The 24,779-nt window shown below is 58.9% G+C and carries 25 protein-coding genes; 11 read left to right on the forward strand and 14 right to left on the reverse strand.

Translation table 11 applies throughout. The features are described 5' to 3' along the window. Positions 1–91: 91 nt before the first annotated feature. Both AC2FIS_RS09805 and AC2FIS_RS09810 read right to left on the reverse strand, forming a co-directional pair. Entirely contained in the window at positions 92–754 is a 663-nt protein-coding gene (locus AC2FIS_RS09805) for a YrbL family protein (RefSeq protein ID WP_496773116.1), read from the reverse strand. Positions 755–767: 13 nt separating this feature from the next. Continuing rightward, entirely contained in the window at positions 768–944 is a 177-nt protein-coding gene (locus AC2FIS_RS09810) for a zinc-finger domain-containing protein (protein WP_108859985.1), read from the reverse strand. An 87-nt stretch (positions 945–1,031) separates the two neighbouring features. Here AC2FIS_RS09810 and AC2FIS_RS09815 point away from each other — a divergent pair, with 87 nt between their 5' ends. Beyond that, positions 1,032–2,024, forward strand: coding sequence for an ABC transporter ATP-binding protein (locus AC2FIS_RS09815; protein ID WP_496773342.1), 993 nt, complete (start codon positions 1,032–1,034; stop codon positions 2,022–2,024). Here AC2FIS_RS09815 and AC2FIS_RS09820 read toward each other — a convergent pair. Next, positions 2,021–2,485, reverse strand: a complete 465-nt coding sequence (locus tag AC2FIS_RS09820; RefSeq protein ID WP_496773118.1) for a DUF1203 domain-containing protein — start codon at positions 2,483–2,485, stop codon at positions 2,021–2,023. The genes AC2FIS_RS09815 and AC2FIS_RS09820 overlap by 4 nt on opposite strands. A gap of 109 nt (positions 2,486–2,594) precedes the next feature. Between AC2FIS_RS09820 and AC2FIS_RS09825 the strand changes: the two genes are divergently transcribed. The 3 genes from AC2FIS_RS09825 to AC2FIS_RS09835 all read left to right on the forward strand — a co-directional run bounded on the left by AC2FIS_RS09825 (position 2,595) and on the right by AC2FIS_RS09835 (position 7,064). After that, positions 2,595–5,513, forward strand: coding sequence for an error-prone DNA polymerase (locus AC2FIS_RS09825; RefSeq protein WP_496773120.1), 2,919 nt, complete (start codon positions 2,595–2,597; stop codon positions 5,511–5,513). A 50-nt stretch (positions 5,514–5,563) separates the two neighbouring features. Continuing rightward, entirely contained in the window at positions 5,564–5,977 is a 414-nt protein-coding gene (locus AC2FIS_RS09830; RefSeq protein ID WP_496773122.1) for a group III truncated hemoglobin, read from the forward strand. A gap of 148 nt (positions 5,978–6,125) precedes the next feature. Next, positions 6,126–7,064 (forward strand): DMT family transporter, encoded by a 939-nt coding sequence (locus AC2FIS_RS09835; protein WP_113791000.1) that lies wholly within the window; start codon positions 6,126–6,128, stop codon positions 7,062–7,064. A gap of 77 nt (positions 7,065–7,141) precedes the next feature. Here the strand turns inward: AC2FIS_RS09835 and AC2FIS_RS09840 are convergent, their stop codons facing one another. Further along, positions 7,142–8,254 carry an S-(hydroxymethyl)glutathione dehydrogenase/class III alcohol dehydrogenase gene (locus AC2FIS_RS09840; RefSeq protein WP_496773123.1) on the reverse strand — a complete coding sequence of 371 codons (1,113 nt, stop codon included), beginning with the start codon at positions 8,252–8,254 and terminating at the stop codon, positions 7,142–7,144. A 130-nt stretch (positions 8,255–8,384) separates the two neighbouring features. Here AC2FIS_RS09840 and AC2FIS_RS09845 point away from each other — a divergent pair, with 130 nt between their 5' ends. Continuing rightward, positions 8,385–8,669 carry an I78 family peptidase inhibitor gene (locus AC2FIS_RS09845; protein WP_496773124.1) on the forward strand — a complete coding sequence of 95 codons (285 nt, stop codon included), beginning with the start codon at positions 8,385–8,387 and terminating at the stop codon, positions 8,667–8,669. A 42-nt stretch (positions 8,670–8,711) separates the two neighbouring features. Here AC2FIS_RS09845 and AC2FIS_RS09850 read toward each other — a convergent pair whose 3' ends face one another. After that, complete coding sequence (locus AC2FIS_RS09850) at positions 8,712–9,695, reverse strand: formylglycine-generating enzyme family protein (protein ID WP_496773126.1); 984 nt, start codon at positions 9,693–9,695, stop codon at positions 8,712–8,714. 184 nt (positions 9,696–9,879) lie between these two features. Between AC2FIS_RS09850 and AC2FIS_RS09855 the strand changes: the two genes are divergently transcribed. Next, on the forward strand, positions 9,880–11,532 hold the full coding sequence (locus AC2FIS_RS09855) for a DUF6504 family protein (protein ID WP_496773128.1): 1,653 nt from the start codon (positions 9,880–9,882) through the stop codon (positions 11,530–11,532). Positions 11,533–11,548: 16 nt separating this feature from the next. Here the strand turns inward: AC2FIS_RS09855 and AC2FIS_RS09860 are convergent, their stop codons facing one another. Then, entirely contained in the window at positions 11,549–12,274 is a 726-nt protein-coding gene (locus AC2FIS_RS09860) for an SDR family NAD(P)-dependent oxidoreductase (RefSeq protein ID WP_496773131.1), read from the reverse strand. Positions 12,275–12,502: 228 nt separating this feature from the next. Between AC2FIS_RS09860 and AC2FIS_RS09865 the strand changes: the two genes are divergently transcribed. The 5 genes from AC2FIS_RS09865 to AC2FIS_RS09885 are packed head-to-tail and all read left to right on the forward strand — an operon-like array spanning position 12,503 to position 16,709. Next, positions 12,503–13,834, forward strand: a complete 1,332-nt coding sequence (locus AC2FIS_RS09865) for an NAD(P)/FAD-dependent oxidoreductase (RefSeq protein WP_496773132.1) — start codon at positions 12,503–12,505, stop codon at positions 13,832–13,834. Further along, a complete protein-coding gene (locus AC2FIS_RS09870) occupies positions 13,788–14,333 on the forward strand; it encodes a hypothetical protein (RefSeq protein WP_496773134.1) in 546 nt (181 codons plus the stop codon). Before AC2FIS_RS09865 ends, AC2FIS_RS09870 begins: the two co-directional genes overlap by 47 nt. Beyond that, entirely contained in the window at positions 14,333–15,556 is a 1,224-nt protein-coding gene (locus AC2FIS_RS09875; protein WP_496773136.1) for an MFS transporter, read from the forward strand. The genes AC2FIS_RS09870 and AC2FIS_RS09875 overlap by 1 nt, the downstream gene beginning before the upstream one ends. Further along, positions 15,553–16,170 carry a DUF3833 domain-containing protein gene (locus AC2FIS_RS09880; RefSeq protein WP_496773137.1) on the forward strand — a complete coding sequence of 206 codons (618 nt, stop codon included), beginning with the start codon at positions 15,553–15,555 and terminating at the stop codon, positions 16,168–16,170. The genes AC2FIS_RS09875 and AC2FIS_RS09880 overlap by 4 nt, the downstream gene beginning before the upstream one ends. Then, the gene (locus AC2FIS_RS09885) at positions 16,167–16,709 is read left to right on the forward strand and encodes a DUF3833 domain-containing protein (protein ID WP_496773139.1); all 543 of its coding nucleotides are present in this window, start codon (positions 16,167–16,169) and stop codon (positions 16,707–16,709) included. The genes AC2FIS_RS09880 and AC2FIS_RS09885 overlap by 4 nt, the downstream gene beginning before the upstream one ends. A gap of 64 nt (positions 16,710–16,773) precedes the next feature. On the opposite strand, the gene AC2FIS_RS09890 is transcribed toward AC2FIS_RS09885, so the two are convergent. The 8 genes from AC2FIS_RS09890 to AC2FIS_RS09925 all read right to left on the reverse strand — a co-directional run bounded on the left by AC2FIS_RS09890 (position 16,774) and on the right by AC2FIS_RS09925 (position 24,779). Further along, entirely contained in the window at positions 16,774–17,799 is a 1,026-nt protein-coding gene (locus AC2FIS_RS09890) for a porin (protein WP_496773141.1), read from the reverse strand. A gap of 378 nt (positions 17,800–18,177) precedes the next feature. After that, a complete protein-coding gene (locus AC2FIS_RS09895; RefSeq protein ID WP_496773142.1) occupies positions 18,178–19,314 on the reverse strand; it encodes an energy transducer TonB family protein in 1,137 nt (378 codons plus the stop codon). Then, a complete protein-coding gene (locus AC2FIS_RS09900) occupies positions 19,311–19,688 on the reverse strand; it encodes an ExbD/TolR family protein (protein ID WP_496773144.1) in 378 nt (125 codons plus the stop codon). Before AC2FIS_RS09900 ends, AC2FIS_RS09895 begins: the two co-directional genes overlap by 4 nt. Beyond that, entirely contained in the window at positions 19,685–20,017 is a 333-nt protein-coding gene (locus AC2FIS_RS09905) for an ExbD/TolR family protein (protein WP_348774513.1), read from the reverse strand. The genes AC2FIS_RS09900 and AC2FIS_RS09905 overlap by 4 nt, the downstream gene beginning before the upstream one ends. 25 nt (positions 20,018–20,042) lie before the next feature. Then, entirely contained in the window at positions 20,043–20,708 is a 666-nt protein-coding gene (locus AC2FIS_RS09910; RefSeq protein WP_058272851.1) for a MotA/TolQ/ExbB proton channel family protein, read from the reverse strand. Then, positions 20,705–21,139, reverse strand: a complete 435-nt coding sequence (locus AC2FIS_RS09915; RefSeq protein WP_496773145.1) for a hypothetical protein — start codon at positions 21,137–21,139, stop codon at positions 20,705–20,707. The genes AC2FIS_RS09910 and AC2FIS_RS09915 overlap by 4 nt, the downstream gene beginning before the upstream one ends. 128 nt (positions 21,140–21,267) lie before the next feature. Further along, complete coding sequence (locus AC2FIS_RS09920; RefSeq protein ID WP_496773147.1) at positions 21,268–23,805, reverse strand: cellulase N-terminal Ig-like domain-containing protein; 2,538 nt, start codon at positions 23,803–23,805, stop codon at positions 21,268–21,270. A 44-nt stretch (positions 23,806–23,849) separates the two neighbouring features. Further along, complete coding sequence (locus tag AC2FIS_RS09925) at positions 23,850–24,779, reverse strand: glycosyltransferase family 2 protein (RefSeq protein WP_496773148.1); 930 nt, start codon at positions 24,777–24,779, stop codon at positions 23,850–23,852.

Below are 24,779 nucleotides of genomic sequence, written 5' to 3' on the forward strand. Positions count from 1 at the left end.
CCACAGGCCCGCGCGGGTGGCCAGTAAAGAAGGTAGTCAATCCACACAAGAGGCCGGAAAACTGTGCCGGAACGTTAACGCAGGCCGTCAATCACGCGACGCGGAATTCCTGCCCGGTTCTATCCCAGATCAGCCCCACACGCTCGGCGATGCCGTTCATCTGCTTGTGCAGCGACCGGTCGTTCAACCTGCGGCTCAATGTGCGCAAGGGAACAAGATTGCGTTCTCCATACCCGTCGATCAGCAGAAACATCCGGGTTTCGTTGCGCAGCCCGTAGACAATGTTGGTCTCGTGAATATCGCGGGCAACAATTTGAAGCTTAAACAGTTTTTTGGCAAAACTGTTCAATTCATTCAGAACATCATCGCTCAGCGCTCCATCCTCGCACAACTTCGCAAGGGGATGTGCGAGCTGTCCGTCATCGGATTCGATCCGCTCCACAACGATCGCCGGGCCAATGTCGGTTTGCGCTATGCCAAAACATCGCGCCAAAGGCAGTTGCTCGATGTCGGTGCCGCTTTTCAACGCCGCCTTCATCTCACCCTCGATTTCCTTCAGCGCATTGCGAAAAACAGAATCGGGCAAAAGCCGTCGGATCAACCGTTTTGCAAAGGATCGGTTGGGCCGTTTGCGCGGGCGCGTCACCTTTACCAATAAGTGGGATTGCCCCGGACAGGCATACACGTCTCGGTGTCCGCCTGTGGCAATCGGGTCCTGATCGGACACCCGCAAAAGCTGCACTGCAAAAAGCATCCGGCCTCCGAATTTATTGCGCGTCGTGCTCCGACAGCACGTATTTGCAATCGCAATACGGGCACTCGACCCAGCCGGTATCTTCGGGGATCTGCAACCAGACACGCGGATGGCCCAACGCGCCTTCGCCGCCGTCACAGGCGACACGTGCGGTTTCGACGAACTTGGTTTCCGGTGCATCAAGTGTCACGGCTGGCGATCCTTCATTGGTTGTCGGCCTCGCGGGCATGCATTAGGTGCGTTTATGAGCGATGAGCAAACCGGGGGCAAGGGTCTCATGACCGATGCGGCAATCAGGATCGATGGACTGCGCAAGACCTATCGGGGTGGCAAGGGCCAGCCCGAGAAACAGGCGCTGAAGGGCATTGACCTGAGCATTCCACGGGGGTCAGTGTTTGGCCTGCTGGGCCCGAACGGGGCCGGTAAATCGACCTTGATCAACATTCTGGCTGGTTTGGTGGTGAAATCAGCGGGTTCCGTGTCGATCTGGGGGTACGATCAGGACCGCAACCCACGCCAGTCCCGCGCCGCGATTGGCGTGATGCCCCAAGAGCTGAACCTTGACCCGTTTTTCACCCCCCGCGGCGCGTTGGAGGTACAGGCCGGTTTGTACGGCGTGCCCAAGGCCGAGCGTCGCAGCGATGAGATCCTTGAACTGGTCGGTCTCAGCGACAAGGCCGAATCCTATGCCCGCACCCTGTCGGGTGGCATGCGGCGGCGGTTGCTGCTGGCCAAGGCGCTGGTGCATCACCCCAAGATCCTGGTGCTGGACGAACCGACGGCAGGTGTGGATATCGAACTGCGCCAGATGCTCTGGACAAATGTGCGCAAGCTGAACGAACAGGGCACGACCATCATCCTGACCACCCATTACCTGGAAGAAGCGCAGGAAATGTGTGACGAGATTGCAATCATCAATCACGGTGAGAAAATCGCGCAGGACAGCACCGCCAACCTGCTGGGCCGAATGGACAGCCGTACCATGGTCATCGTGCCCGACAACCCAGTCGTCGATCTGCCCGCAACCGAAGGGGTCGAGGCCGCCTTGCGCGACGATGGTAACCTTGTTCTGCAATATCGCAGCGCCCAGACCAACGCCGAGCAAGTTCTGGAATCCGTCCGCGCAGCCAATATCCGCATTCGCGACGTCCGCACTGAAGAGGCTGATCTAGAGGATGTGTTCCTCGCCCTGACATCCAGCCGCTCCGAGGACGCCCCGGCGGCTGATCCGGATCAGCCGCGCCGGGGAATGCATAGGGTCAAGCTTTAGTCTCGGTCGATTCGGGCCTGATAGCAGTTGTTTCGCGCGGATCGGACATGGATATAGGCCACATCTGGTCGGGCAAAGATATCTCTGACTTTTGCACCGATCTGATCCGTGGGCGTGATCGCCCCGGTGCCATAGACGATGCGGTCATCTGTGCCATAGCCCTTAATAAGGTAGTCAGGCGACGAGGTCAGAATCTCGGGCAGGTCTTGCCCTTCGTATCGCTCACAGGGTGCAGCACACAGAAAGATCGGCCCGGTTTCGGCATATGGGTGTGTCTCTAAAAAGGGCCTGTGGGCCAAGACCAGCATTTCTTCACCCTCGGGAATATTTTGCAAACAATGGCGACACGGGTTACCGGCACCCGCGGAAACGGCCCGTTCTGGCGTTGCGCCATAAGCATCCGGGTGACCGGCCTGAAGGGCGCGTACGTCGTCTGTGGGTAATGCGGTGATTTTAAACATTTTGGGTCTCCTTTTTCCCGACACTGCCGATCGGACCAAACCCAATCGACCCGTTTCCTGCGCAAAGGACTCGAAAAAGAACAAAACGTGAATATAATATGGAATCGTCATGTATGCCGAGCTGTCGATCACGTCGAATTTCACCTTCCTCACCGGGGCGTCCCACCCCGAGGAGTATATGGAGCGTGCCGTCACCCTGGGCCTGCCCGCCATCGCCATCGCTGATGACAACTCGGTCGCCGGGATCGTCCGCGCCCATACGCAGGCGCGTGAGATCACCCGCAAGGTGCGCGAACGGCTGGAGTGGGAGGCGCAGAACACCTCCATAGGCCCACCCTGCCCCGATCACATCCCCAAACCGCCCTCGTACCCGATCCACGCGGTGCCCCGTCTGATGCCGGCGGCACGGCTGATCTTTACCGACGCACCCACGGTTACCGCCCTGCCCCTGAACCGGCAGGGCTGGGCCAATCTGTGCCGCATCCTGTCCAAGGGCCGTCTGCGCGCCGAGAAAGGCGACTGCATCCTGCACCTGACCGACCTGCTGGAGTTTTCTGACGGTCTCCACCTGCTGCTGTGGCCACAAACGGCCCGGTCTCCGGGTGGCGCGGACGGGTGGCGGACACAAGCGCAACAGCTGACGCGCCGCTTTGTCGGGCGGATACATCTGTTGATGCACCCCCGGTATGATGGCGCAGACAGTGCATATTTCCCTTTATTAGAGACTGAATCAAAGCAACTTGGCCTCCCCACACTCGCCAGCGCCACACCGATGATGCATCACGGCACGCGCCGCAAGCTGGGTGATGTGCTGACCGCCATCCGCCTGCGCCGCAAGGTCGATGAGTTGGGCCGCGAGGCGCTGGCCAATGGCGAACAACGCCTGCGGTCCGAGGCCGAGATGCTGCGCATCTTCAAAGGCTATGAGGGGGCCGTCGCCCGCGCGCATGAACTCAGCGAACAGCTCACATTCTCGCTGGACGAGCTGCGTTATGAGTACCCCAGCGAGGGCAGCGAGCAGGAAACCCCGGCCCAACGCCTGCATCGTCTGGCGCATGAAGGGTTGCAATGGCGCTACCCCGCCGGGGCGTCCGAGAAGGCGAAAAAGATGCTGGCGCATGAGCTCGCCCTGATCAGCAAGCTGAAATACGAACCCTACTTCCTGACCGTCCGCGATATCGTTCATTTCGCCCGCTCGCGCGACATCCTCTGCCAGGGGCGCGGCTCGGCGGCCAATTCGGTCGTCTGTTTCTGCCTCGGCATCACCGAAGTCAGCCCCGAGATGGGCACGATGGTCTTTGAGCGCTTCGTGTCCGAGGCGCGGGATGAGCCCCCCGATATCGACGTCGATTTCGAACATGAGCGCCGCGAAGAGGTGATTCAGCACATCTATGACCGTTATGGCCGCCACCGCGCGGGCCTTTGCGCAACGGTCGTGCATTATCGCGGCAAACGCGCCATCCGCGAGGTTGGCCGCGCGATGGGCCTGACCGAAGATACGATCTCAGCGCTCTCATCTCAGCTTTGGGGCTTCTTCTCGTCTGCGGGGCTTGAGGCGGAACGGATGCGCGAGATTGGCCTCGACCCCGAAGATCGCCGTCTAAAACAGACTCTAATGCTGGTATATGAGATCGACGGGTTCCCCCGTCACCTCTCACAACATGTCGGCGGCTTCATCATCACCGAGGGGCGTCTGGACGAGCTTGTTCCTATCGAGAACGCCACGATGGAGGACCGCACGGTCATCTGCTGGGACAAGGACGATATCGACACGCTGGGCATCCTCAAGGTCGATGTTCTCAGCCTCGGGATGTTGACCTGTATCCGCAAGGCGTTCGACCTGATCGGGCAGCACCACCAGACCAGCTATACGCTCGCCACCCTGCCGCCCGAGGACCCTGTCGTCTACGACATGCTGTGCAAGGCGGACTCGATTGGCGTGTTTCAGGTGGAATCACGTGCACAGATGAACTTCCTTCCCCGGATGCGGCCGCGTAATTTCTATGATCTGGTGATCGAGGTCGCCATCATCCGCCCCGGCCCCATTCAGGGCGACATGGTCCACCCCTATATCCGCCGCCGGAACGGAGAGGAGGAGGTCAGCTTTCCCTCGGACGAGTTGGGCGATGTGCTGGGCAAAACGCTGGGCGTGCCGCTGTTTCAGGAACAGGCGATGCAGATTGCCATTGTCGGCGCAGGGTTCACCCCGGAACAGGCGGACCGGCTGCGCCGGTCTCTGGCAACCTTCAAGAAGCACGGCAATGTCAGCGAATTCCGCGCGCTGTTCCTGCGCGGGATGAAACGCAACGGGTATGAACAGGGTTTCGCGGAACGCTGTTTTTCGCAGATCGAAGGGTTCGGTTCCTACGGCTTCCCCGAAAGCCACGCGGCCAGCTTTGCGCTGCTGGTCTATGCCTCGGCCTGGATCAAATGCCACCACCCGGGCATCTTCGCCTGCGCCCTGCTGAATTCGCAACCAATGGGGTTCTATGCCCCCGCCCAGATCGTCCGCGATGCGCGCGAGCACGGGGTGCAAGTGCGCCCGGTCTGCATCAATACCAGCTTTTGGGACAATGTGATGGAACCTGACGGTCAGGGCGGGCTGGCGCTGCGGCTGGGGTTCCGCCAGATCAAGGGCCTCAGCGAGGAAGATGCCAGCTGGCTGACAGCCGCGCGCGGCAATGGCTACCATCAGGTCGACGATGTCTGGCGCCGTGCCGGTTTGGGACCATCGGTGATCGAACGGCTGGCCGAGGCCGACGCCTTTACCGCCTGCGACCTGACCCGGCGTGAGGCGTTATGGCAGGCCAAGGCAATTGCGACCGCCAAACCCCTGCCCTTGTTCTCGCAGGATCTGGAGGGCGAGGCGTTGGATGAACCCCAAGCCTATCTGCCGAAAATGACCTTGGGCGAGCAGGTGGTCGAGGACTACGTCGCCACCCGCCTCAGCCTACGGGCGCATCCGGTCGCCCTGCTGCGGCATATTCTGACACCGGACCCGCGCGACAAAACCACGCCTGTCGCATGACCGCAGAACGGGATAATGCCTCTGAACAGAGTCGAAATCGGACCACCCCAATGACCAGACCCACCCTGCCCCCACGCTTTCCCGCGACGCCAGATCAGATCAACGCGCAGGTCCGCGCCTTTTACGCCCGCGTGCGCGAGGACACGGTACTGGGACCGGTCTTCAACAAACATGTCCACGACTGGCCCGCCCATGAGGAGAAGATCGCCGCCTTCTGGCGCAACGCGATTTTGTTCGAGCGCAGTTATGACGGCAATCCGCAACGAGTCCATATCGAGCGGCCCGACGTAAAGCCCGAGTTCTTCGCCCATTGGCTGGATCTGTTCGAAGAGGTCGCGACGCAGACGCTGCCCCCTGAAACCGCGGTACCGTGGGGCGCGCTGGCGCGCCGCATTGGTGTGGGAATGAAGGCCGGTGTTCAATCCGCACGTCAACCCAAGGATGCACCACCGATCCTGCGGTGATCCCGTGTCATAGCGGCCATGCAATGTTAGCGGTAAATTAAGGACTATGCGCGCAGCCAAAATGGGTTTACTCAAAGGCAAGCCACCCGCAACATACGCGGTGTGATGGCACAGTCACAACACCGAGACATCACCCGAGGCCACAACGATGAGCACTCAGAACTCCACCCTTCGGGGACTTGGCTACGCGTTTTTGGGCTTTGCGGTGTTTGCCAGCCATGACGCTCTGATCAAGGCGCTTGGCGGCGTCTACTCGGTGATGCAGATCATCTTTTTTGCCACGCTGTTTTCCTTTGTGCCCATGGCCGTCACGATTCTGACCGACCGGACAACCGGGAACTTCCTGCCCCGCCACCCATGGCTGGTGCTGCTGCGGTCGGGCCTGATGGTCACCGCAATGTCCTGCGCGTTTTACTCCTTTTCCGTATTGCCGCTGGCCGAGGTCTATTCGCTGCTGTTCTCCTTTCCACTGATCGTGACGGTCCTGTCGATCCCCATCCTTGGCGAGGTGGTCCGCGCCCAGCGCTGGGCCGCAGTCGGTGTTGGTCTGATCGGAGTCTTGATTGTTCTTCGTCCGGGGGCCACCGACATTACCCTAGGCCATCTGGCGGCGTTGATGGCGGCGTTCTGCAGCGCTTTCGCCTCGGTTCTGGTGCGCAAGATCGGGAATGAGGAACGCTCGGCCGTGCTGATCCTGTACCCCATGCTGTTGGCCATCGCGGTGATGAGCCTTGCACAACCTGCCGTGTACCAACCACCATCCCTGCTGCATCTTGCGATGATGGCGCTGGTCGGTGTGTTCTCGGTCATCGCCCAGCATCTGATCATTCTGGCCTATCGTGCGGCACCTGCCGGAGTTATTGCCCCAAGCCAGTATAGCCAGATCATCTGGGCCACGATTTTCGGCATGGCTTTCTTTGGTGAACGCCCGGACATCTGGGTTGCAGTCGGTGCAAGCGTCATTATCGCATCCGGCGTCTACGTGGTGTGGCGCGAAAGCCGGACAAACACGACCTCAGCCAACACACCGGTTCTGCGGGTGCGGTCACCCCGGTCGGACACCGGAGCGTCACGGCCAGGCGAGTAAACGTCAAATTAAAAAACGGCGCACTTTCCCGCGCGCCGTTTTCAACCGCATCATGCGGATTGTCTGGTATTTGAGCCTTAGTAAATGACGACCGACCGAATGCTTTCGCCTTTATGCATCAGGTCGAAGCCGTGATTGATATCATCCAGACCCATGGTGTGGGTGATCATCGGGTCGATCTCGATCTTGCCGTCCATATACCAGTCGACGACCTTGGGCACATCGGTCCGTCCCCGCGCGCCGCCAAAGGCGGTGCCGCGCCACGAACGACCGGTGACCAACTGGAATGGGCGGGTCGAGATTTCGGCCCCCGCAGGTGCCACGCCGATGATGATCGATTCACCCCAGCCTTTGTGCGCCGCTTCCAGAGCCGTGCGCATCACGCCGACATTGCCGGTGGCGTCAAAAGTGTAATCCGCGCCGCCTTTGGTCAGGTTCACCAGATAGGGCACCAGATCACCTTCAACTTCGGATGGGTTGACGAAATCGGTCATGCCGAACCTGGTCGCCATCTCGACCTTTGACGGGTTCAGGTCGACGCCGACGATCTGGTCCGCTCCGGCCAGACGCAGGCCCTGAATGACGTTCAGGCCGATGCCGCCCAGACCGAACACGATGGCACGGCTGCCAATCTCGACCTTGGCGGTGTTGATGACGGCACCGATGCCGGTGGTCACGCCACAACCGATGTAGCAGATCTTGTCGAAAGGCGCGTCTTCGCGCACTTTGGCTAGCGCGATTTCGGGCAGAACCGTGTGGTTGGCAAAGGTCGAGCAGCCCATGTAGTGCAGGATCGGGTCACCATCCAAAGTCGTAAACCGCGAGGTTCCGTCGGGCATCAGGCCCCGGCCTTGGGTTTCGCGGATCGCCTGACACAGGTTGGTCTTGGGGTGCAGACAGTATTCGCACTCACGACATTCAGGGGTGTAGAGCGGGATCACGTGATCGCCCGGTTTCAGACTGGTGACGCCCGGACCGACGTCGACAACCACACCCGCGCCCTCGTGGCCCAGAATGGCCGGGAACAGGCCTTCGGGGTCAGCACCCGACCGGGTGAATTCGTCGGTGTGGCAAAGGCCGGTGGCCTTGATTTCGACCAGAACCTCGCCCGCCTTGGGGCCTTCGAGGTTCACATCCATCACTTCCAAAGGTTTGCCCGCCTGAATGGCGACGGCGGCACGGGTGCGCATGATCGTTGTCTCCCTGTCTTATTTGCCCCGACCCTGCGTCAATTGCAGGGTGTTTTCAACTGCGCTTTGGTGGCAGGTTGGCTAATTGTTTGATATTGCAGTAACGACATTGTCAGAAGGAGAAACGCCAATGCACCGATTTATTCCCGCGCTGGTCCTGCTGGCAGGCTGTGCTGAAACGATTGCACCTGTGGATGCACCCGCCTCAACGGACGCGCCGGTTGATCTGGCCTTTTGCCTGGGCGGCGATTTTGCCGATTCCATCGGCCAACCGGTTTCGACCATCCAAGCCCAGTTGCCCGAGCGGTCGCGTATTCTGGGTCCTGATGACATTGCCACACAGGATTATCGCATCGACCGACTGAATGTTTTCGTGAACGGAGCCGGAATCATACAACGCCTGACCTGCGGGTAGTACACATTTTGGCAGTGCCTCATCAGCTCTGAACGGAGTTCGTTACTTCTCCGCTTCGAAGATGCGAACAACCCGAATACCTAGGTAAGGTATCCTGCGATCCAAAGTCGGGCGTATACGAGACGCAGGACGCAACCCATCCATGGCGGTATTGAACGCCCCGCCTTTGGCGACCACGCGTTCGCAAGAACTTTGCTGTTTTGAGAGAGACAGGTAGGCACTATTTGTTGGCAAACCTAAATGCTCTTCCGTCCAGCAAGACAGGGTAATCTCATCAACATTGCCAGCCATATGGCGAACACCCCACGCATTGGCAGCGTCGAGGTCTCCAACCGGAACCGGAATTCGTCGGTTCTTGAGCGCAGGCAGTGATGCTTCGCGCCCGCGCAGATGCTCTGTCGCCCTTCTCGAAAAGTTCGCCTGATCAGCAGTCAATTCGTCCCCTTGCGCGAACCTAGTTTCCGTCCCGGCGCGGGCGGCGTATTCCCATTCTGCCTCGGTTGGTAAACGATAAACCTCCTCGCCAACCAGCGAGTTCAACCACGCCGTATATTCCAGCGCATCCAGATACGACACATTAATCACCGGGTGGTCAGTGCCCAGGGTCACTTGGCCGTATAGCGTTTGCACGCTGTGCTCTGGCACATGTGAGCACCCACCGGCGTCAACGCAGGCCATCCATTCCGCATGCGTAACTTCATTGCGACCAATCGCATAGAGAATATCCATCTTTACCCGATGGCGAGGGTGTTCGCTGGGGATGATGTTGATCTTATCTGGCCCACGCACGCCAAGATAGCCGTCCTTGCCGTAAAACGTGAATGGATTGCGGGACTCACCGGGGATGGCCCCCATCATGAATGAACCGGGTGGCATGACGATCATTTCGGGGCAATCTTCACATTCCTGAAAACGCTCAAGCGGGTTTCCGATAGGCCCCCTCGTCGGCGTGGCACTTTCTGCCGCGACCTTCGCGATAAATAGCGCTCCCCAGATCACAAGCAATGAAACGGAAAGAAGTGCCACACGATAGAAAATCATCTCTTTTATAAAATCCTGAACGGGGGTGAACTGCGCCCATTGGCTGGCAAATTTGAATCACGCCATAGGGCGAATTGCAACTTGATCACCGCCTTTTTCGGCTGAATCGCTCTCGACTCAGTAGGTGATTCCGCGATAAGAACAAAGTAAGAACATTTGATGTCTGCCGATGCCAAAACGCCGAATACTCTCACTGTGGTTCCCCCGTCTGGGGGCTGAACGGCTGATCCGTGCCGCGCGGGGGCTGCATGTTGGCCCTTTGGCCGTCGTTGCGGAACAGTCGAACATGCAGGTGATCACCTCGCTGAACGCAGAAGCGCAGGCCGCAGGTCTGCGTGCGGGGCAGCCCGTGCGTGATGCCCATGCCATGTGCGCGACCCTGATCACACGACACCGCAACGCCCCCGCCGAGGCCGCGTTTCTGACCGCGCTGCGCCGCTGGGCCGGCAAGTTCAGCCCATGGGTGGCTGAAGAGATCCCCGATGGTCTGATCGTCGACCTGTCGGGCTGCACGCATCTGTTCGGCGGGGAGGAGGCGCTGCTGAGCGTCATTGAAACCGATTGCGCCGATATGGGGCTAAGCGTTCAGATGGGTATCGCCGACACGCTGGGCGCAGCCTGGGCGCTGGCGCGTTATGCGGGGCAAGAGGCCACGTCTGACCGCAACGGCGACGCCATCAGCCAAGAGGCACGCGCCACCCGCGCGCGCGCAGGGAAACGGCGGCACTGGACCAAGGGCGGGGCCGCGCCGCAAGTGATGGCTCTGGGCGGTGGCGCGCGGATCGCGGCACCAGGGCAATCTTATGGCGCGCTCAGCCCTCTGCCGATTGCGGCGCTGCGGCTGGAAGATCAGGTTGTGGCACAACTGAACCGGCTGGGCCTACGCCGGATCGGCGATCTTTTGGGCCAACCCCGGGCTTCTCTCGCCCGACGGTTCGGGCGCGGGCTGGTGATGAGACTGGACCAAGCGATGGGCAGCGCGCCCGAACCGGTATCCCCCGCGCGTCCGCCGCATCACTTTGCGGTGCGGATGACCCTGCCCAATCCGATCGGCCTGATCGAGGACGTGATGGCCGCCATCGACCGGGTGCTGCCCACGCTGTGCGCGAAGCTGGAAGAGAAGGCGCGTGGCGTCCGCACCCTACGGCTTGAGGCGCATCGCGCCGATCAGGCGGCCGAGATCATCGAGGTTGGTTTGGCTCGGCCCACTTACGACAAACACCGCATTCGCCCCTTGTTAGAGATGAAAATCGACAAAATAGACGCAGGCTATGGCATCGACATGCTGCGGCTTGAGGCGATCCAGACCGAGCCCATCCATGCCCGCACCGTGGCCGGTCACGCCGAGGCCCGCCGTGTGGCCCGCGCGCGGCTGGAGGGCAATACAGCCGTAGATGATCTGATCGGCAAACTGGGCGCGCGGGTCGGGTTGGACGTGATCACCCGGCGGCACCCGGCAGCCTCACATATCCCCGAAAAAACCGCGCAGACGTTGGCGGCGGCGTGGTCGGAACCCGCCCGTGACTGGCCTGCCCCGTCGCGCCCGCGTCCGTTGCAGATGTGGCAGCCCGAGCCGGTGATGGCCGCTGAAGCCCCGGATGTTCCAGCCGCCTTTCGGTGGCGCGGGCGCGACTGGCAGTTGGCACAGGCCACCGGTCCGGAACGGATCGCACCCGAATGGTGGCTGGATGACCCCAACTGGCGCAGCGGCGTGCGTGACTACTGGGTGGTGGTCACCGAACAGGGTGAGCGACTGTGGCTGTTTTACGGCCATGGCGGCACGATGTCGGCAGGCTGGTTCTGTCAGGGGCAGTTTGGTTAGAACGCCTGATTAGACTCTATTTTCCACGGTAAATCAGCCAATCTGGCAGGTAATCCAGCAAACGGATCACCCAAGAGAACGGTGCCGGGAAATCGGTGCGGAACCGGCGGCGCGACATCGCCCTGACCACCCGGTCCGCCGCGTCCTCGGGTGTCATCAGCATCGGCATCTTGAACGTGTTCTTTTCGGTCAGGCGGGTCTTAATGAAACCCGGATTGACGATCCGAACAGTTACCCCCGTGCCTGCCAGATCAAATCGCATCGTTTCAGCCAATGAGACAAGCGCCGCCTTGCTGGCCGCGTATCCGACAGCAGCCGGAAGCCCGCGATAGCCAGACAAAGACCCGATCAGGGTAATGTCGCCCTGTCCGGCCCGTATAAACCCTGGCACAGTCTCACCCAACACACGCAGCGCGCCAAGGTAGTTCACGTCTGTCATGGACAGAACAGCTTCGGTATCCCAATCGGCCGATTTCATAGGCTCGTAGGCACCGGCATTGTAGACCAGCCCATCCACCACGCCGACATCTGCAACGGCCCGGCGCACAGCCGCCAGATCGGTCACATCAAACGGCACCGCCCGCGCGTTCGGAAGGGTTTTGCAAATCTCGGCCAATCGCGCCGCATTGCGCGCCGAGAGGATCAGTTTTGCCCCCTGTCGGCTTAGCGCCTGGGCCAAAGATCGGCCCAGCCCCTCACTGGCGCCAACGATCCAATAGGTTTTTCCGTCAAAACTGCTCATGCTTGGGCCATCCGGACTGTCGGGTACATATGGCCCGGACATTGGTTTCGTGTTGTTTCAGACAATTTAAGGATTTTACGGATCGGCAACAAAGCTGGATCACGTTAACGCTCAAAAAACCAGGCAAGGCATCACGATGTAACGCACGTTCAAAAAAAGTCCAACGTGATTGATCCGTACCCGCATCTGATGCGTAATCCTTTTAAATTGCCGAACTAAGGGGATCACATGTTCGACGAACCAAGGGGCGCACGCAAGAAAATCGCAATTGTGGGTGCAGGAATCTCAGGCCTATCCGCAGCTTACTATCTATCAGAAGACAATGATGTAACGATCTATGAGGCCGAACCAAGGTTGGGCGGCCATGCAAGGACTGTGATGGCTGGCAAAAACGGTGATCAACCGGTCGACACCGGGTTCATCGTGTTCAACTATGCCACTTACCCCAACCTGACCAAACTGTTCGACGAACTGAACGTCCCGGTCACCAAAAGCGAGATGAGCTTTGGCGCCACGATCGACAATGGTCGCCTTGAATACGGGTTGAACAATCTGCGCACCCTGACAGCGCAAAAACGCAACCTGATGCGCCCGGCATATTACAAGATGATTTCGGACATCCTGCGCTTTGGCAAACAGGCTCCGGAGGCTGCCAAGAACAATGACACGACGATAGGTGAACTGATCGACGAACTGCGTCTGGGCCACTGGTTCCGCCACAACTACCTGATGCCCATGTGCGGGGCGATCTGGTCTACCCCCGTCGAGTTCATTGACCGCTTTCCCGCACGTTCGCTGGTGCAGTTCTTTCAGAACCATGCCTTGCTGGCCGGTGATCGGTCAAAACAGCATCAGTGGTGGACGGTAAAAGGCGGTAGCATCGAATATGTCCGCCGGATCGAGGCTGCATTGCGCGCCCGCGGTTGCGAAATCCGCGTCGCCTCCCCCGTGCAGCATGTTCAGAGGGATGAACTGGGCGTGACCGTACTCAGCGAAGGCCAGACTGACCTTTATGATGAGATCATCCTTGCCACCCATTCCGACCAGTCGCTGGCCATTCTGGGCGACAACGCCACACCCGAAGAAATTGCTGCCCTTAGCGCGATCAAGTACCAACCCAACAAGGCCGTCTTGCATTGCGATCCCGGCCAGATGCCCAAAAGGCGGGCCTGCTGGTCCAGCTGGACCTATCGTTCACAGGCCGGAAATGTCGGCGTTACCTACTGGATGAACCGGTTACAGAACATTCCGGACAGTGATCCGATGTTTGTAACGCTCAATGTTGCGGCGGATATTCCCGCAGAAAAAATCTATGACGAAGTCGAATTCGCCCATCCGGTTTTCGATCAAGCCGCACTGAAGGCCCAGGGGCAAATTCGCGACATGCAGGGACAGAACAAAACGTGGTTTGCCGGTGCATATAACCGGCATGGTTTTCACGAGGACGGGATTGCCAGCGCGATGCATGTTGTCGCGCAGTTGAACGGCACCCCGCAAACCATCGGAGCTGACAATGGCATTGCCAAAAATGACCCGGTCATCCCTGTCGCGGCCGAATAGCTCGGTCTGGTGCGTCGCTCTGCTGTCGCTGACCTTGCTGGCCCCAGTCGGGCTGGAAGCGTCAACCGTGTCGAACGAATTGCCGAACGCCGAACTGCGCGGGTCCGCCACGTTCCGTTACCTTGGCCTGCCGATCTATGACGCAAAGCTGTTCACGCCAGGCGGTGCCCCGTTCAGTTGGAGCGATGATTTCGGATTGCAGCTGACCTACCGCAAAAACCTCAAGCAGAAGGCTCTGGTCGAATCCACGCTGGATGAGATGACACGGCAAGGAAACAGCGGGCTGACACAAGCCCAGCTTGAGCAGTGCTTTCAGGCCGTCAGCAAAGGCGACAGCTATCTGGCCATCTCGGAAGGGCCGAACAAGGTTGGTTTCTGGCGGAACGGGCGCAAAACCTGCACCCTGTCCGGGCAAGGCGTCAAAAAGACATTCATGTCGATCTTTCTGGGAGATAATACCAGATCCGCAAGCTTTACGCGGCAATTGAAGGGACAGTGATGCTGTATCCCCGGGTCAGCCTCTATGCGCTGATGCTCGCAGCGGCGGGTATTCCCCTCTATATCCACCTGCCGCGTTTTGCCTCCGTGAACCTTGGGATTAGCCTTGGAGTGATTGGAACGGCACTGCTGTTGATCCGGCTTGTGGATCTTGTGCAAGACCCGCTGATAGGCTGGGCGATTGACCGATGGCCGGGCGGTCAATTGTTGTTCGCCGCCATGGCCGCTGTTGGGCTGGCGGTCGGCTTTCCGCTGCTCTTTGCCTTGCCACAGGGCGCAAACGTGACATCGCTGATCCTGATCCTGATCCTGCTATTCTCGGCCTACAGCCTCGGGACCATCCTGCTTTACGGGCGCAGCGCAACCCTGGCCAAAACACCAGACGCAAAAGAGTTGATGACGCTGGCAGCCTTCCGTGAAGGTGGACAATTGGCGGGGGTTGTCATTGCCGCGAGCGCGCCTGCACTGTTCGTCGCTTTAGGGGCGAGCGCGCAGGGATACCCCGCCTTTGGGCTGTTTCTGGGCGTCCTTTCGATCGTAACCATCGCGCTGACATTCCCAATGTGGCGGCGCCCGCCTATTACTGGCGAAGGCCTGTCTTTCGCAGGGCTGGGGCGGGCTGGGGCGCTGCGACTTTTGGCGCTGGCGCTGGTAAACAGTTTGCCGGTCGCCATCACCTCAACCCTATTTCTGTTCTTCGTCGAAGACAGGCTGCAATTGCCGGGCAAGGCGGGTCCCCTGTTGATCCTGTTTTTCCTCAGCGCGGGGGCCTGCGTTCCGCTTTGGGCCAAGCTCAGCAATCGCATTGGTCCAAAACAGACCCTAATCATGGCTATGCCGCTGTCCATAGCCGGCTTTATCGGGGCTGCAATGTTGCCAGCGGGTGAGCTTTTGGGATTTGCTCTGATCTGCCTTGCCTCGGGTGCGGCACTTGGGGCCGATATGGTGGTCCTGCCCGCCATGTTCTCGGTCGTTTTGACCCGCGCCGGCCTGAACGCCTCAGCCGCGTTCGGCATCTGGTCCTTTGCGGGCAAGCTGGGCCTCGCGCTTGCCGCCTTCTTTACATTGCCCCTGCTGGAACGCAGCGGCTTTTCACCTGGCCAATCGAATTCCGCCCAAGCCCTGGAAACACTCAATCTGGCTTATGCGGTACTACCCTGCATCCTGAAACTCGGCGCGTTTGGTATGGTCCTGACGCTGCCCACGGAGGTCTCAGCCAAATGAAAACGCTTGTTGTTTTACTGCTCGCCGCTCTCGCTTTGTTTATCGCCAAGAACCGGTTCCTGAGCTTCCGGTCGCAAACACCGGCCGACTACACCGGCACTGGACCTGCATTCAAAATGAAAGAGGTTCTGAACGGAGAGATCCTGTCCGAAGGGCTGATCTATGGCCCGAACGGCAAGATGTCGAACAGCTTTGTCGCCCGTATGGTGGGGAAATGGGATGGCAACACCGGCACGTTGGCCGAGCATTTCACCTATTCCAACGGCAAACAGATGACACGCAAGTGGTATCTGACGCTGGGCACCGGCAATACGTTCATCGCCACGGCGGATGACATCGTCGGTGAAGGCAAAGGCACGATTTCGGGTTCGACGGTCAAACTGACCTACCGGATCATATTGCCTGAGGATGCCGGGGGACACACTTTGGACGTCACCGACTGGATGTACCTGACCGAAAACGGTGTAATCATGAACCGATCCGAGATGCGCAAATTCGGTATCAAGGTCGCAGAGCTGATTGCCACGATGCGCCCCGGGCCCGAAGTTAAATCCACACATGTCCCCAGTTCAAACGGCTATGATGCGGACGCAGAACAAAGGCCGCTGCAATGATCTCGCGTCGGGTCCTTGTTGCGGGTCTGGCGATCGCCGGACTGGCCGTTCTGACTGCCTGTTCAGCCAAACCGCGCGTTCCCAAGACCTTTCTATCTGACCGGCAGTTGAACCTTGAAGAGTTCTTTGAGGGCAAGACCGTCGCTTATGGCCAGTTTCAGGATGTTCTGGGCAACGTACCGCGCCGCTTTACAGTAGACATCGATGGAACGTGGGATGGAGAAACCCTGACCCTGGTTGAGGATTTCGTCTATGATGACGGCGCCACCGAACAGCGTGTCTGGACGTTGACCAAAACGGGCGCGGACACCTGGACCGGCACCGCACCTGGCGTTCTGGGAACCGCTACCGGGGTCGAACGTGGCGATACGTTCAACTGGACCTACAAGATCGACTTGCCGGTCAAAGAGGGCACCATGCGGGTCAACTTCGACGACTGGATGTGGCTGCTGGAGGATGATCGCCTGCTGAACCGAGCCTATGTCTCGCGTTATGGCGTCCGGCTGGGCGAGGTCATCCTGTTCTTTGAGAAGAAATAGGCTAGCAGCAATAGAAATGGGCAGGTCCGGAGACCTGCCCTTAAACTTTGTGGTTTAGATCAAATTAGAAGTTGAACTGAGCACCGAAGTCAGCGCGGATGCGACCGTCCTCGTCACCCATTTTGATTTCGCCGATACCACCACGCAGCGATGCACCGCCGCCCAGGTCGTAGATGGCGCCAATACCGATATTGCGGGTATCGTTGTCAGCGGAACCGTCACCGTAAGCAAACTGCAGGGTGGTTGCGGCGCCGAGATTGTATGCCAGCGACAGACCGTATGCGGTGCCGTTCTCAGCGTCATCAACAACGTCATCGTCCGCGACAAACACAGTACCCGAGAAGTCACCGAATTCTGCGCCCAGGGTCAGAACGGTCAGCGACTGCTTTTCGCTGCTGCTGTTCACGTTCGCCTTGGTCTGACCATAGGCCAGTGCAGCGGTGATGTTGTTGAAGTTGTAGGTTGCGCTGATGTCCCAGCGGTCTGCATCCTGCGGAACACCGTCCAGAGCAATGGTTGCCTGGTCGTACGATGCGCCGAATGCAAAATCGCCGACTGCGTACTGGAAGAACACAGCGTTCGCGCCTGAACCGGTCGAGGTGTACTCCAGAAAGCTGTAGTTCACGCCCGAATACTGACCCAGAAACTCTTCCAGGCCCGGTTCGTTACCGAAGTAGTTTGCCAGGTTGTCAAAGGAACCGGCCACGTTGCCTGCGTCAACACGCAGACCACCGTAAATGACCGAGAAGCGTGCGCCGTTCAGACCCGCGCTGTTCTGTTCGCCGTTGCCGGAATCGTCATCAGCCTGCAGACGAACACGTGCCTGGAACTCAACGCCGCCATCGGTTTCTGCGGTGCCGTCGATGTTCAGACGGAAGCGCGAGACCAGGATGGTGTTATCGGTGTCGACGTTCGCGGTGCCATCAGCGACGATGTCGCCGTTTGCGTCCGTGGTAAAGTTGTCAACAGTACCGGTGCGGTCTTCCTGATATCCAATACCAAAACGGCCGTAGCCGCTGAATTTAACATCCGCGGCAGCAACGCTTGCGGTTGCGATCAACGCGGTCGATGCAATGAGGAGATTTTTCATGGTAAATCCATAAGATTTGAGAGGAGTGTAGCCGTCAAAGCGACTGCTGGCCTACTCGGACAAATTCCGAGCGTGCGCAATGGTTTCGCTGCACTTCATTCTGGGCAAAGTTGGTATTTGTTGCATCTTTGCAAATGCAGAAAACCGCACAAAACCCAATTTCCTGAGTATTTACGTATGTTTCGCGATCAGTTGTGTTTCGTTACAAAAAGTTGATCAAAGAAATGCGACGATACCTCTTTAAATGACAAAAATTATTCAGGTTTGCAAATGAGACTTCCCGTGTCGTGAGCCCGCACACCGGAAATGGTGGATTCGGGCAAAATCCCGCCCAAAACTGGTTCTGTATTGCACGGATGAGGGACTCAATCCTGCCAATCAATTGCTGGTGTAGAAGAAGGACAACTTGCGGCTGACCCCACCTGGCGGCAGCGGAAAGGGCGAGGCCGCCTGCACCTGCGCCCGAGCGGCCCGGTCAACATCGGACGACCCTGAACTGTCGATGACATCAACCCAGGCCAGCGTGCCATCGGGATTGATTTCGAAAAACACCTTGGCAAATCCCCGGGCAGCAACAAATACCGGGGGCGCGCGGTTCAGGTGGACCAAGACTTCACCCGCATAATTGGTGGTGTCCGAATTGCCGGGGCCACGCCCGCCCGAACGGCTGCCACTGCTGCCAGACGTGAAGGCATCCAGACCTTCGCGCCTGTAGGCGTAAAGGGGCGATTCAACCACCTCTGACGGGAACTGCAACTCGCTAAAGTCGCGCGCGCCGTTCAGGGTGCCCCGCCTTTCGGGCGTTGGTTGCCGGTCGGGGCGCTGCGGTCGGATCGAAGACGTCACGGCCAGTTCTGTCACGTCTTCATTTGCATCCTGGTCGGTTGGATCAACCGGATCATCCGGCTCAATCGCCTCAGACTCCAACGGGACAACAGGGATCACGGCCTCGGGCGACGGGGTGACCGGCAGCGCCGCCAGCTCTTGCGGTTGGGGCGATACGGGCTGGACCTCGGTCGCGACCTCTGGCTCGACCGCGACTGCCTCGGGGATTCCTTCGGGCACATCGGTTGCTGTTTCCTCCTCAACCGGCGGGGTTTCGTTGACATCTTCGCCGGCGGCGGCATCGCTTTCGGATGTGTTTTCGGTCTCTGCCACATCAGGCTCAACCGGTTCCGTTGCAGTCGGCTGAACCACTTCGGCTTCGCCGATATCAGGCGCGTAAACCTCTTGCGGGTTTTCAGACGCCACAAGCGCCTCACTGACCGGGATTTCCGGTTCTTCGGGCAGTGTTTCAACCGGTGGCTCAGGTGCCTCGGCCGGTTCGGGTTCAACCGGCTCGGCGACAACCTCGGCAAGATCCTCGAATGTCGTGCTTAGCTCAATTGATTCAGGCGCTTGGCCGCCTGGCGCGTCTTCTGCAAACCGCTGCCCGGTCACGCTTAACCCTATCAGGTGCAAAAACAGCGACACCAGAATGGCTGCCGCCGCAATCATAACCGACCGGCGGATCATTCCAGCGCCTTCTCGGTCACAACAAAGACGGATGACGCGCCCAGACGGCGTAGCGCGCCGGTTACCTCGATCAGACGCGGGCCCGGTGCGTTTCGGTCGGGGACGATGCGCACGGCCTCGGCCCCTTGGTCACGCATATGCGTTTCGGGGTCGGTTGGAATTCCACGATAGCTAAGCGTGCCGTCGGCGTGCAGGATCAGCGCATCGGGTGGCTCGCGCCCTTCTAGGTCTGCCGTATTCACCAGCTCGAGATCCGGATCAAGCGGCGGAGCCAATGTGCCGGTGAGCAGGAAAAAGATCAGCATCAGGAAAACGACGTTGATCAGCGCAATCGTCGAGTCGCGTCTGCGTTTGGGGCGTCTGTACTTGATCATTCCAGCACCAGAACGCTTAACCCGTCACGCCCGCGCAGCCGGACCAATACGTCGATGACGCGCTGCGCCGTTGTATCCGGGTCCAAACTGACCAAAACCTGCCCGGCCTCCAATTGCGTTTCCAGATCATTGAGAGAGACCGTTTGCCCGTTCAGCACCAGCCGCTCCGCCCCCAACTGCAGGAACAAGCGCTCGGTCGGTGTCGCCGAAGTCGTACTGCCGCCCACTGCGTTGCTCAGCTCGATTTCGCCATATTTGGAAAAGGTAGAGGTCAGCATGAAGAACAGCAACAGCAGGAAAATCACGTCGATGAGCGGAGTCATCGACATGGGACGTCGTACGAAGGGTGCGGTGTTACGCATGTCCGGGGGCGGTCGCCACGGCCCGGGTATCGTCGGCCTGCGCAACAGCCTGCCCCGGCACCAGAATTGTGCGCAGCGCCTTGTCCGCAAAAACCCGTTCGCGCGCCGTGCGACTTTCGAACCAGGACAACAGCATCGAGGTCGGCATCGCCACAGCCAGTCCCACAGCCGTTGTCAGCAGCGCAACCCAGATACCTCCGGCAAGCAGTGATGGGTCGACCGACGACCCGGCGGATTGCAGGCTGCGAAATGCCTCAATCATCCCCAGGACCGTACCGAACAGACCCAGCAGCGGCGCAAGCTGCGCCACGGTGTCCAACAGTCGGAAGCCGCGTTCAAGCCCGGCAAGCGCCAGACCGGCCTCGGCATCCAGCCGTTGGTCCAGACCCGGCGTATCTGAGGCATTCATCGCGACCCGTACCAGAGGGGCAAGGTAACTGCGGCTTTTGTCCAGACGGGCGTGGGCGGTTTGCGGATCGCCCGCATCCCAGGCCGCCAACGCCTCGGACAACACCCGGTGACGCCCGACGCCGGACGCGGCAAACTGCCAAAGCTTGTAAAGCGTGACCGCAACAGTCACCACCGACATCGCGATCAGGATCGCAACAACAGGCCCGCCCAGATCCAGGATTTCGCGCAGCGCATCAAAGGGGCTCATCCAATCAACTCCACATCTGTTCGGCTTTGCAGTTTCAGACTGTCTTCACAAATCGAACTCTCCTCCCCGGCCACCTTGCAGGTGTTTGTGCCGTTGATCAGGGCTTTTCCGATCGAACTACAGTCCCTGTCGGGCAAGACGAACTGGCGCACACGCAGGCGATCTGCTGGCAGGTCACGGAAATTGAAGAGCGTCAAGCTGACCACGCTGCCGGAGGCATCAAAGATCACCGTCTCAAAGCTGGCTTCGTCAATGGCTGTCCCGGTTTGGTTTTCCACCACAAACGACAGTCGGCAGGCGTTTTCGACATCCTGAACCGTATTCAGCTCAATTTGCAGACCTTCCGAACCCACCACCTCGGACTGCGCTATCGCAACTGCAGGCAATGCACATACACAAAATGCGGCAAGTGCCGGACGGAGAAAGAACATTGGCGCGCTCCCGATTGTTCAAGGCAGACATCAAGGGCCGGCGACGCTCCGCTGGCGTTCCGCTACACATAGTCAATGCAAGAGGTTGGCGAAAGGGGGGCCTTTTGGGTTTGTGATTAGGGATCACATCAGCGTTCCTGCGCGGTCGCAAGCGCGCAGGCGATCAGCCACTCAAGGGCGTTTGATTTCATACCGTGTTCGGCAGAAATCACGATGCTTCGGCTTTCAAAAATCTGTGTATAAACAGGCCAGTCTTCCTGGTTCGCCGGATAAATCGAACCGGCCACCTTTCTCAGTTCCCACTCATGCATCTTTCCGCCAGTCACGCCAAAGCTGATCTGACCGGGAATAGTGGTCGTCCCAAACTTTTCGGTCATCAACGGGTCAGCGAAATCGCGCTGTCCTAGCCCCTGAACAAATGAGACATTGGCCGGGTTACATCCCAGCCCGAACCACATCCCTTCGATCGCAGCATTTTGAAATTCGGCTGGCAGTTCGCCTTTTGCGGCATAGTACATCATCCACTGACCGGCGCGCCAGTTTGAGCCCGGCCCGAACCGCATCCAGGCCCGGCTCCACGGATAGGTTTCGGTCGTGTGCAATCCGAAATCGCGCCCCATGCGTTTCAGCTGTAAGGCACGGTACTTGATCCATCCTTCTATTGCCGCAACGATTTTCGGGTTCGCAGGTCGCCCTTCACGGGACGCCCGAACATACTCGAGGTAAGAATTGGGATATCTCTCAGCCTTGATTGCCTTGATCGGGTCGTCGGATTGAGGCGCAAACGGATTATTGTCTTCGAACAGAACGCGGGCGGCCTCGTCACCGCTCGCTCGGTAAACAACCGCCGCCGATGCGATACGTGCCCGCAACACGCTGTCGCGGTTGATTTCCGACTGGTCCTGCGTTGGCACCGGCTGGCTTTCGGCCCAATGCCAGGCCCGGACAGACTCGTCTATTATGGCGTCCCCCAATACGGCGTCGCCGCAGACCGTCTTGATCACATGACCCAGTTTTGCAGCCCCAAAAGCGAAACGGTAGGCGGCCCAGTCTTCGGCACCATAAGCATAGGTTGTCTGGACCGGGTTCCACGAAACCGATCCGATAATGCCGCTGCTTGAATACTCGACCCCACCAATGATGGCCCCGTCGTCCCCTTGCGTTCTGCGCCATACCGAAGCCCCCCACAGCGCCTCGTGGATAAGATCCGGCAAAACTGTTTCCCCGTCCCCCAAATCCTGGCCGTCCTTTTTGGCGGCAACAGCAGGGTCTGCGAAGGATTTGCCACTTTCCGGCAGGTTAAGGGATAAAGACCGAGTGTATTCAAAGGTCTCGACGATATCAGCCATGTGATACACGACATCCATATGCTGGATGCGCCGGTCCCAATCCCCGGCGTCGTGCCAGCCCCCCCAAGCATGTGGATTGGGGGTCATGGGATCCTGATCAGCCGAACCGTTGACCGGATGAGCCGCCGCATACTCGGACAGCAATTTGAAAGCATCAGCTTTGCCATACCCTTCTATCGTCTGGCCTATGGTCACTTGGGTTTGCCAGACGGTCAGCCCGTCATCGGGATGGCCGTTGCGGGGGCGTGTCCGGCCTTCGCCATATGGCTCTGAAATCTCACAACCGGACCTTTGGTGGAAATACCAACGCGCGGCCAGCCTCAGCGCCTTTTCATAGGGCTGAGGCGAAACTTCGAAGGGGAAAGATCGCCCGAAACCCTCGACATGCAAGTAATATTGTCCAGGGGTTTCGATATCCGAAAAGTCAGCCTCGTAAATGTCGCAGCCGTTGAAATTTGCGTCCTTCTGATGCAATTCCTCGACTGGTTTTGCCAGGGTCAGTTGCCCAGATTTCGCTGTGGTTCCATCTTCTGCTGAAATCAGGCTCCAGGCAGTGCTTTCCGACAACAGGGCGTCAGTGCTGCCGCTGCGACCGTCCTTGTCGTGACCCCACCAACCGCCGACGTAACCGATCTTGGGACCAGCCAGCGGATACCCGGCCTGACATACATGGACTGCCTCAGTGAATACCTGCGGCTCGCGGCGGAGTTCGGACTTGGGAACCGAGGGCCCTTCAATCGTGACGAGCGCACCATCCTGAACAGGACGATCCAGCTCGAACGTCATATAGTGCCGCTTGCTGCTTTCCCATCGTCTGATGGCGACCGCCCACGTGCCGATCGGGGATGATCTTCGATAAAGCGCTACGATCTGTGCAGGATCCCCATCGATACTAATGCGCCAATTCTCGGGTTGATCGGCCAGTGTGTGTTTCTGGTGCGCTTTCTTACCCTGCCGAAACCCGCTGCGGCGGCTTTGCGGGACAACTTCCGGCCATGCCGTAAACAGCTGCGGTTGGACAAGATTTATATCACCCGAAAACCATCCTGATCGGCCATTCAATTGACCTGCAGATCCAAAAGCGTTCCGGGGGTCCGGCGCCCATTTCACGCGATCTGTGTCCGAAACGGCAACAGGCTCGGCAAGGTCAAAAACTGTGTCCAGAACTGTTAACTGGACGGCGTTGTCACCGGCAAACCCAACGGCGCTGTCCTGCGATACGCCTGTATCCGCTGAGGCCGGCAGACAATGAACAAATGGCGCTAAGACCGCTAACGCGGTTCCCTGCTTTAACAAAACGCGTCGTGACAGCGCCATTGCCTTTGTCCTCCGCACGGGTCTTCTGTGCATACTCGTTAAACTTAAACTCTTCGATCCAGGCTGCGAACGAACCGCCAGATCAATTTAGGGCGAAACAGGCTGTCTGGATACATAAGCATTCCGCACAGCCCTTCAAAGAGCGCGGCGGGTTTGCGCCCATACTGGTATTGATTTCTGACCCCGGTCCAGAAGACATCAATTTGCCTGGCCCGCAGTAGACGCCGCAAGCGCGATCCAAACTCTTTTTGCATCGCTGGATTTTCGGCGACTTTGTCGATGCATGGAACGCGGCGGGAAAAAACCGGACCGCGGGTCATGAAATTGGCGCCGCTGGCGACCTGTCGATAGAGTAAAAGCGCAGGTCCATCGACCACCGCAAACGGGCCGATCAGCGCAACACGGCACCAAAATTCCCAGTCCTCACCATTATTAAGTTCTTCGTCCAATCCTCCGGACTGCCGCGCAATATCGGTACGAAGGGCAAGCGCACCGCCGTTTACGATGAAGTTCTTTCGCAGCAGTGCCGCCAGTTGATCCTGCTGCGGGACAAGGAGACGGTTATCTGCCCCCCGCAGTTCTTCACCTTCCATGTTGATGCGCTGCACACCGGCCACTGCACCCACGACCTGCGGATCGGTCAGGGCCGCACGGAACCTGTCCAATGCCTGAGGATGCAAAACATCGTCGGCATCAAGAAACAAAAGCAAATTTCCCTTCGCCATTTGCAACCCAAGGTTCCTGGCGGCGCTGACCCCTTTGGCTGGCCCTGAAACCGGCAGAAAGCGATCATCGGTTCCGGCAAACCTATCAAGAATGTCCCGAGTACCATCTGTCGAACCGTCATCAATACACAGAACTTCAAAGTCCGACATGTATTGTTTGCGGACACTTTCCAGCGTTTCCTCGATGAACCGCTCCATATTTCGAGCCGGGATGATGATTGAGAATTCGGGCGCAGATTTCCGCTCCAT

It is taken from the genome of Ruegeria sp. CDSB113 (assembly GCF_059611045.1).

What these genes read in the sequence shown, in the direction of transcription:
- AC2FIS_RS09805 (WP_496773116.1), bottom strand. Translation starts at nt 754, where the DNA reads ATGCTTTTTGCAGTGCAGCTTTTGCGGGTGTCCGATCAGGACCCGATT.
- AC2FIS_RS09815 (WP_496773342.1), top strand. Translation starts at nt 1,032, where the DNA reads ATGACCGATGCGGCAATCAGGATCGATGGACTGCGCAAGACCTATCGG.
- AC2FIS_RS09820 (WP_496773118.1), bottom strand. Translation starts at nt 2,485, where the DNA reads ATGTTTAAAATCACCGCATTACCCACAGACGACGTACGCGCCCTTCAG.
- AC2FIS_RS09825 (WP_496773120.1), top strand. Translation starts at nt 2,595, where the DNA reads ATGTATGCCGAGCTGTCGATCACGTCGAATTTCACCTTCCTCACCGGG.
- AC2FIS_RS09830 (WP_496773122.1), top strand. Translation starts at nt 5,564, where the DNA reads ATGACCAGACCCACCCTGCCCCCACGCTTTCCCGCGACGCCAGATCAG.
- AC2FIS_RS09835 (WP_113791000.1), top strand. Translation starts at nt 6,126, where the DNA reads ATGAGCACTCAGAACTCCACCCTTCGGGGACTTGGCTACGCGTTTTTG.
- AC2FIS_RS09840 (WP_496773123.1), bottom strand. Translation starts at nt 8,254, where the DNA reads ATGCGCACCCGTGCCGCCGTCGCCATTCAGGCGGGCAAACCTTTGGAA.
- AC2FIS_RS09845 (WP_496773124.1), top strand. Translation starts at nt 8,385, where the DNA reads ATGCACCGATTTATTCCCGCGCTGGTCCTGCTGGCAGGCTGTGCTGAA.
- AC2FIS_RS09855 (WP_496773128.1), top strand. Translation starts at nt 9,880, where the DNA reads ATGCCAAAACGCCGAATACTCTCACTGTGGTTCCCCCGTCTGGGGGCT.
- AC2FIS_RS09860 (WP_496773131.1), bottom strand. Translation starts at nt 12,274, where the DNA reads ATGAGCAGTTTTGACGGAAAAACCTATTGGATCGTTGGCGCCAGTGAG.
- AC2FIS_RS09865 (WP_496773132.1), top strand. Translation starts at nt 12,503, where the DNA reads ATGTTCGACGAACCAAGGGGCGCACGCAAGAAAATCGCAATTGTGGGT.
- AC2FIS_RS09870 (WP_496773134.1), top strand. Translation starts at nt 13,788, where the DNA reads ATGGCATTGCCAAAAATGACCCGGTCATCCCTGTCGCGGCCGAATAGC.
- AC2FIS_RS09875 (WP_496773136.1), top strand. Translation starts at nt 14,333, where the DNA reads ATGCTGTATCCCCGGGTCAGCCTCTATGCGCTGATGCTCGCAGCGGCG.
- AC2FIS_RS09880 (WP_496773137.1), top strand. Translation starts at nt 15,553, where the DNA reads ATGAAAACGCTTGTTGTTTTACTGCTCGCCGCTCTCGCTTTGTTTATC.
- AC2FIS_RS09885 (WP_496773139.1), top strand. Translation starts at nt 16,167, where the DNA reads ATGATCTCGCGTCGGGTCCTTGTTGCGGGTCTGGCGATCGCCGGACTG.
- AC2FIS_RS09890 (WP_496773141.1), bottom strand. Translation starts at nt 17,799, where the DNA reads ATGAAAAATCTCCTCATTGCATCGACCGCGTTGATCGCAACCGCAAGC.
- AC2FIS_RS09895 (WP_496773142.1), bottom strand. Translation starts at nt 19,314, where the DNA reads ATGATCCGCCGGTCGGTTATGATTGCGGCGGCAGCCATTCTGGTGTCG.
- AC2FIS_RS09900 (WP_496773144.1), bottom strand. Translation starts at nt 19,688, where the DNA reads ATGATCAAGTACAGACGCCCCAAACGCAGACGCGACTCGACGATTGCG.
- AC2FIS_RS09905 (WP_348774513.1), bottom strand. Translation starts at nt 20,017, where the DNA reads ATGTCGATGACTCCGCTCATCGACGTGATTTTCCTGCTGTTGCTGTTC.
- AC2FIS_RS09910 (WP_058272851.1), bottom strand. Translation starts at nt 20,708, where the DNA reads ATGAGCCCCTTTGATGCGCTGCGCGAAATCCTGGATCTGGGCGGGCCT.
- AC2FIS_RS09915 (WP_496773145.1), bottom strand. Translation starts at nt 21,139, where the DNA reads ATGTTCTTTCTCCGTCCGGCACTTGCCGCATTTTGTGTATGTGCATTG.
- AC2FIS_RS09920 (WP_496773147.1), bottom strand. Translation starts at nt 23,805, where the DNA reads ATGGCGCTGTCACGACGCGTTTTGTTAAAGCAGGGAACCGCGTTAGCG.
- AC2FIS_RS09925 (WP_496773148.1), bottom strand. Translation starts at nt 24,779, where the DNA reads ATGGAGCGGAAATCTGCGCCCGAATTCTCAATCATCATCCCGGCTCGA.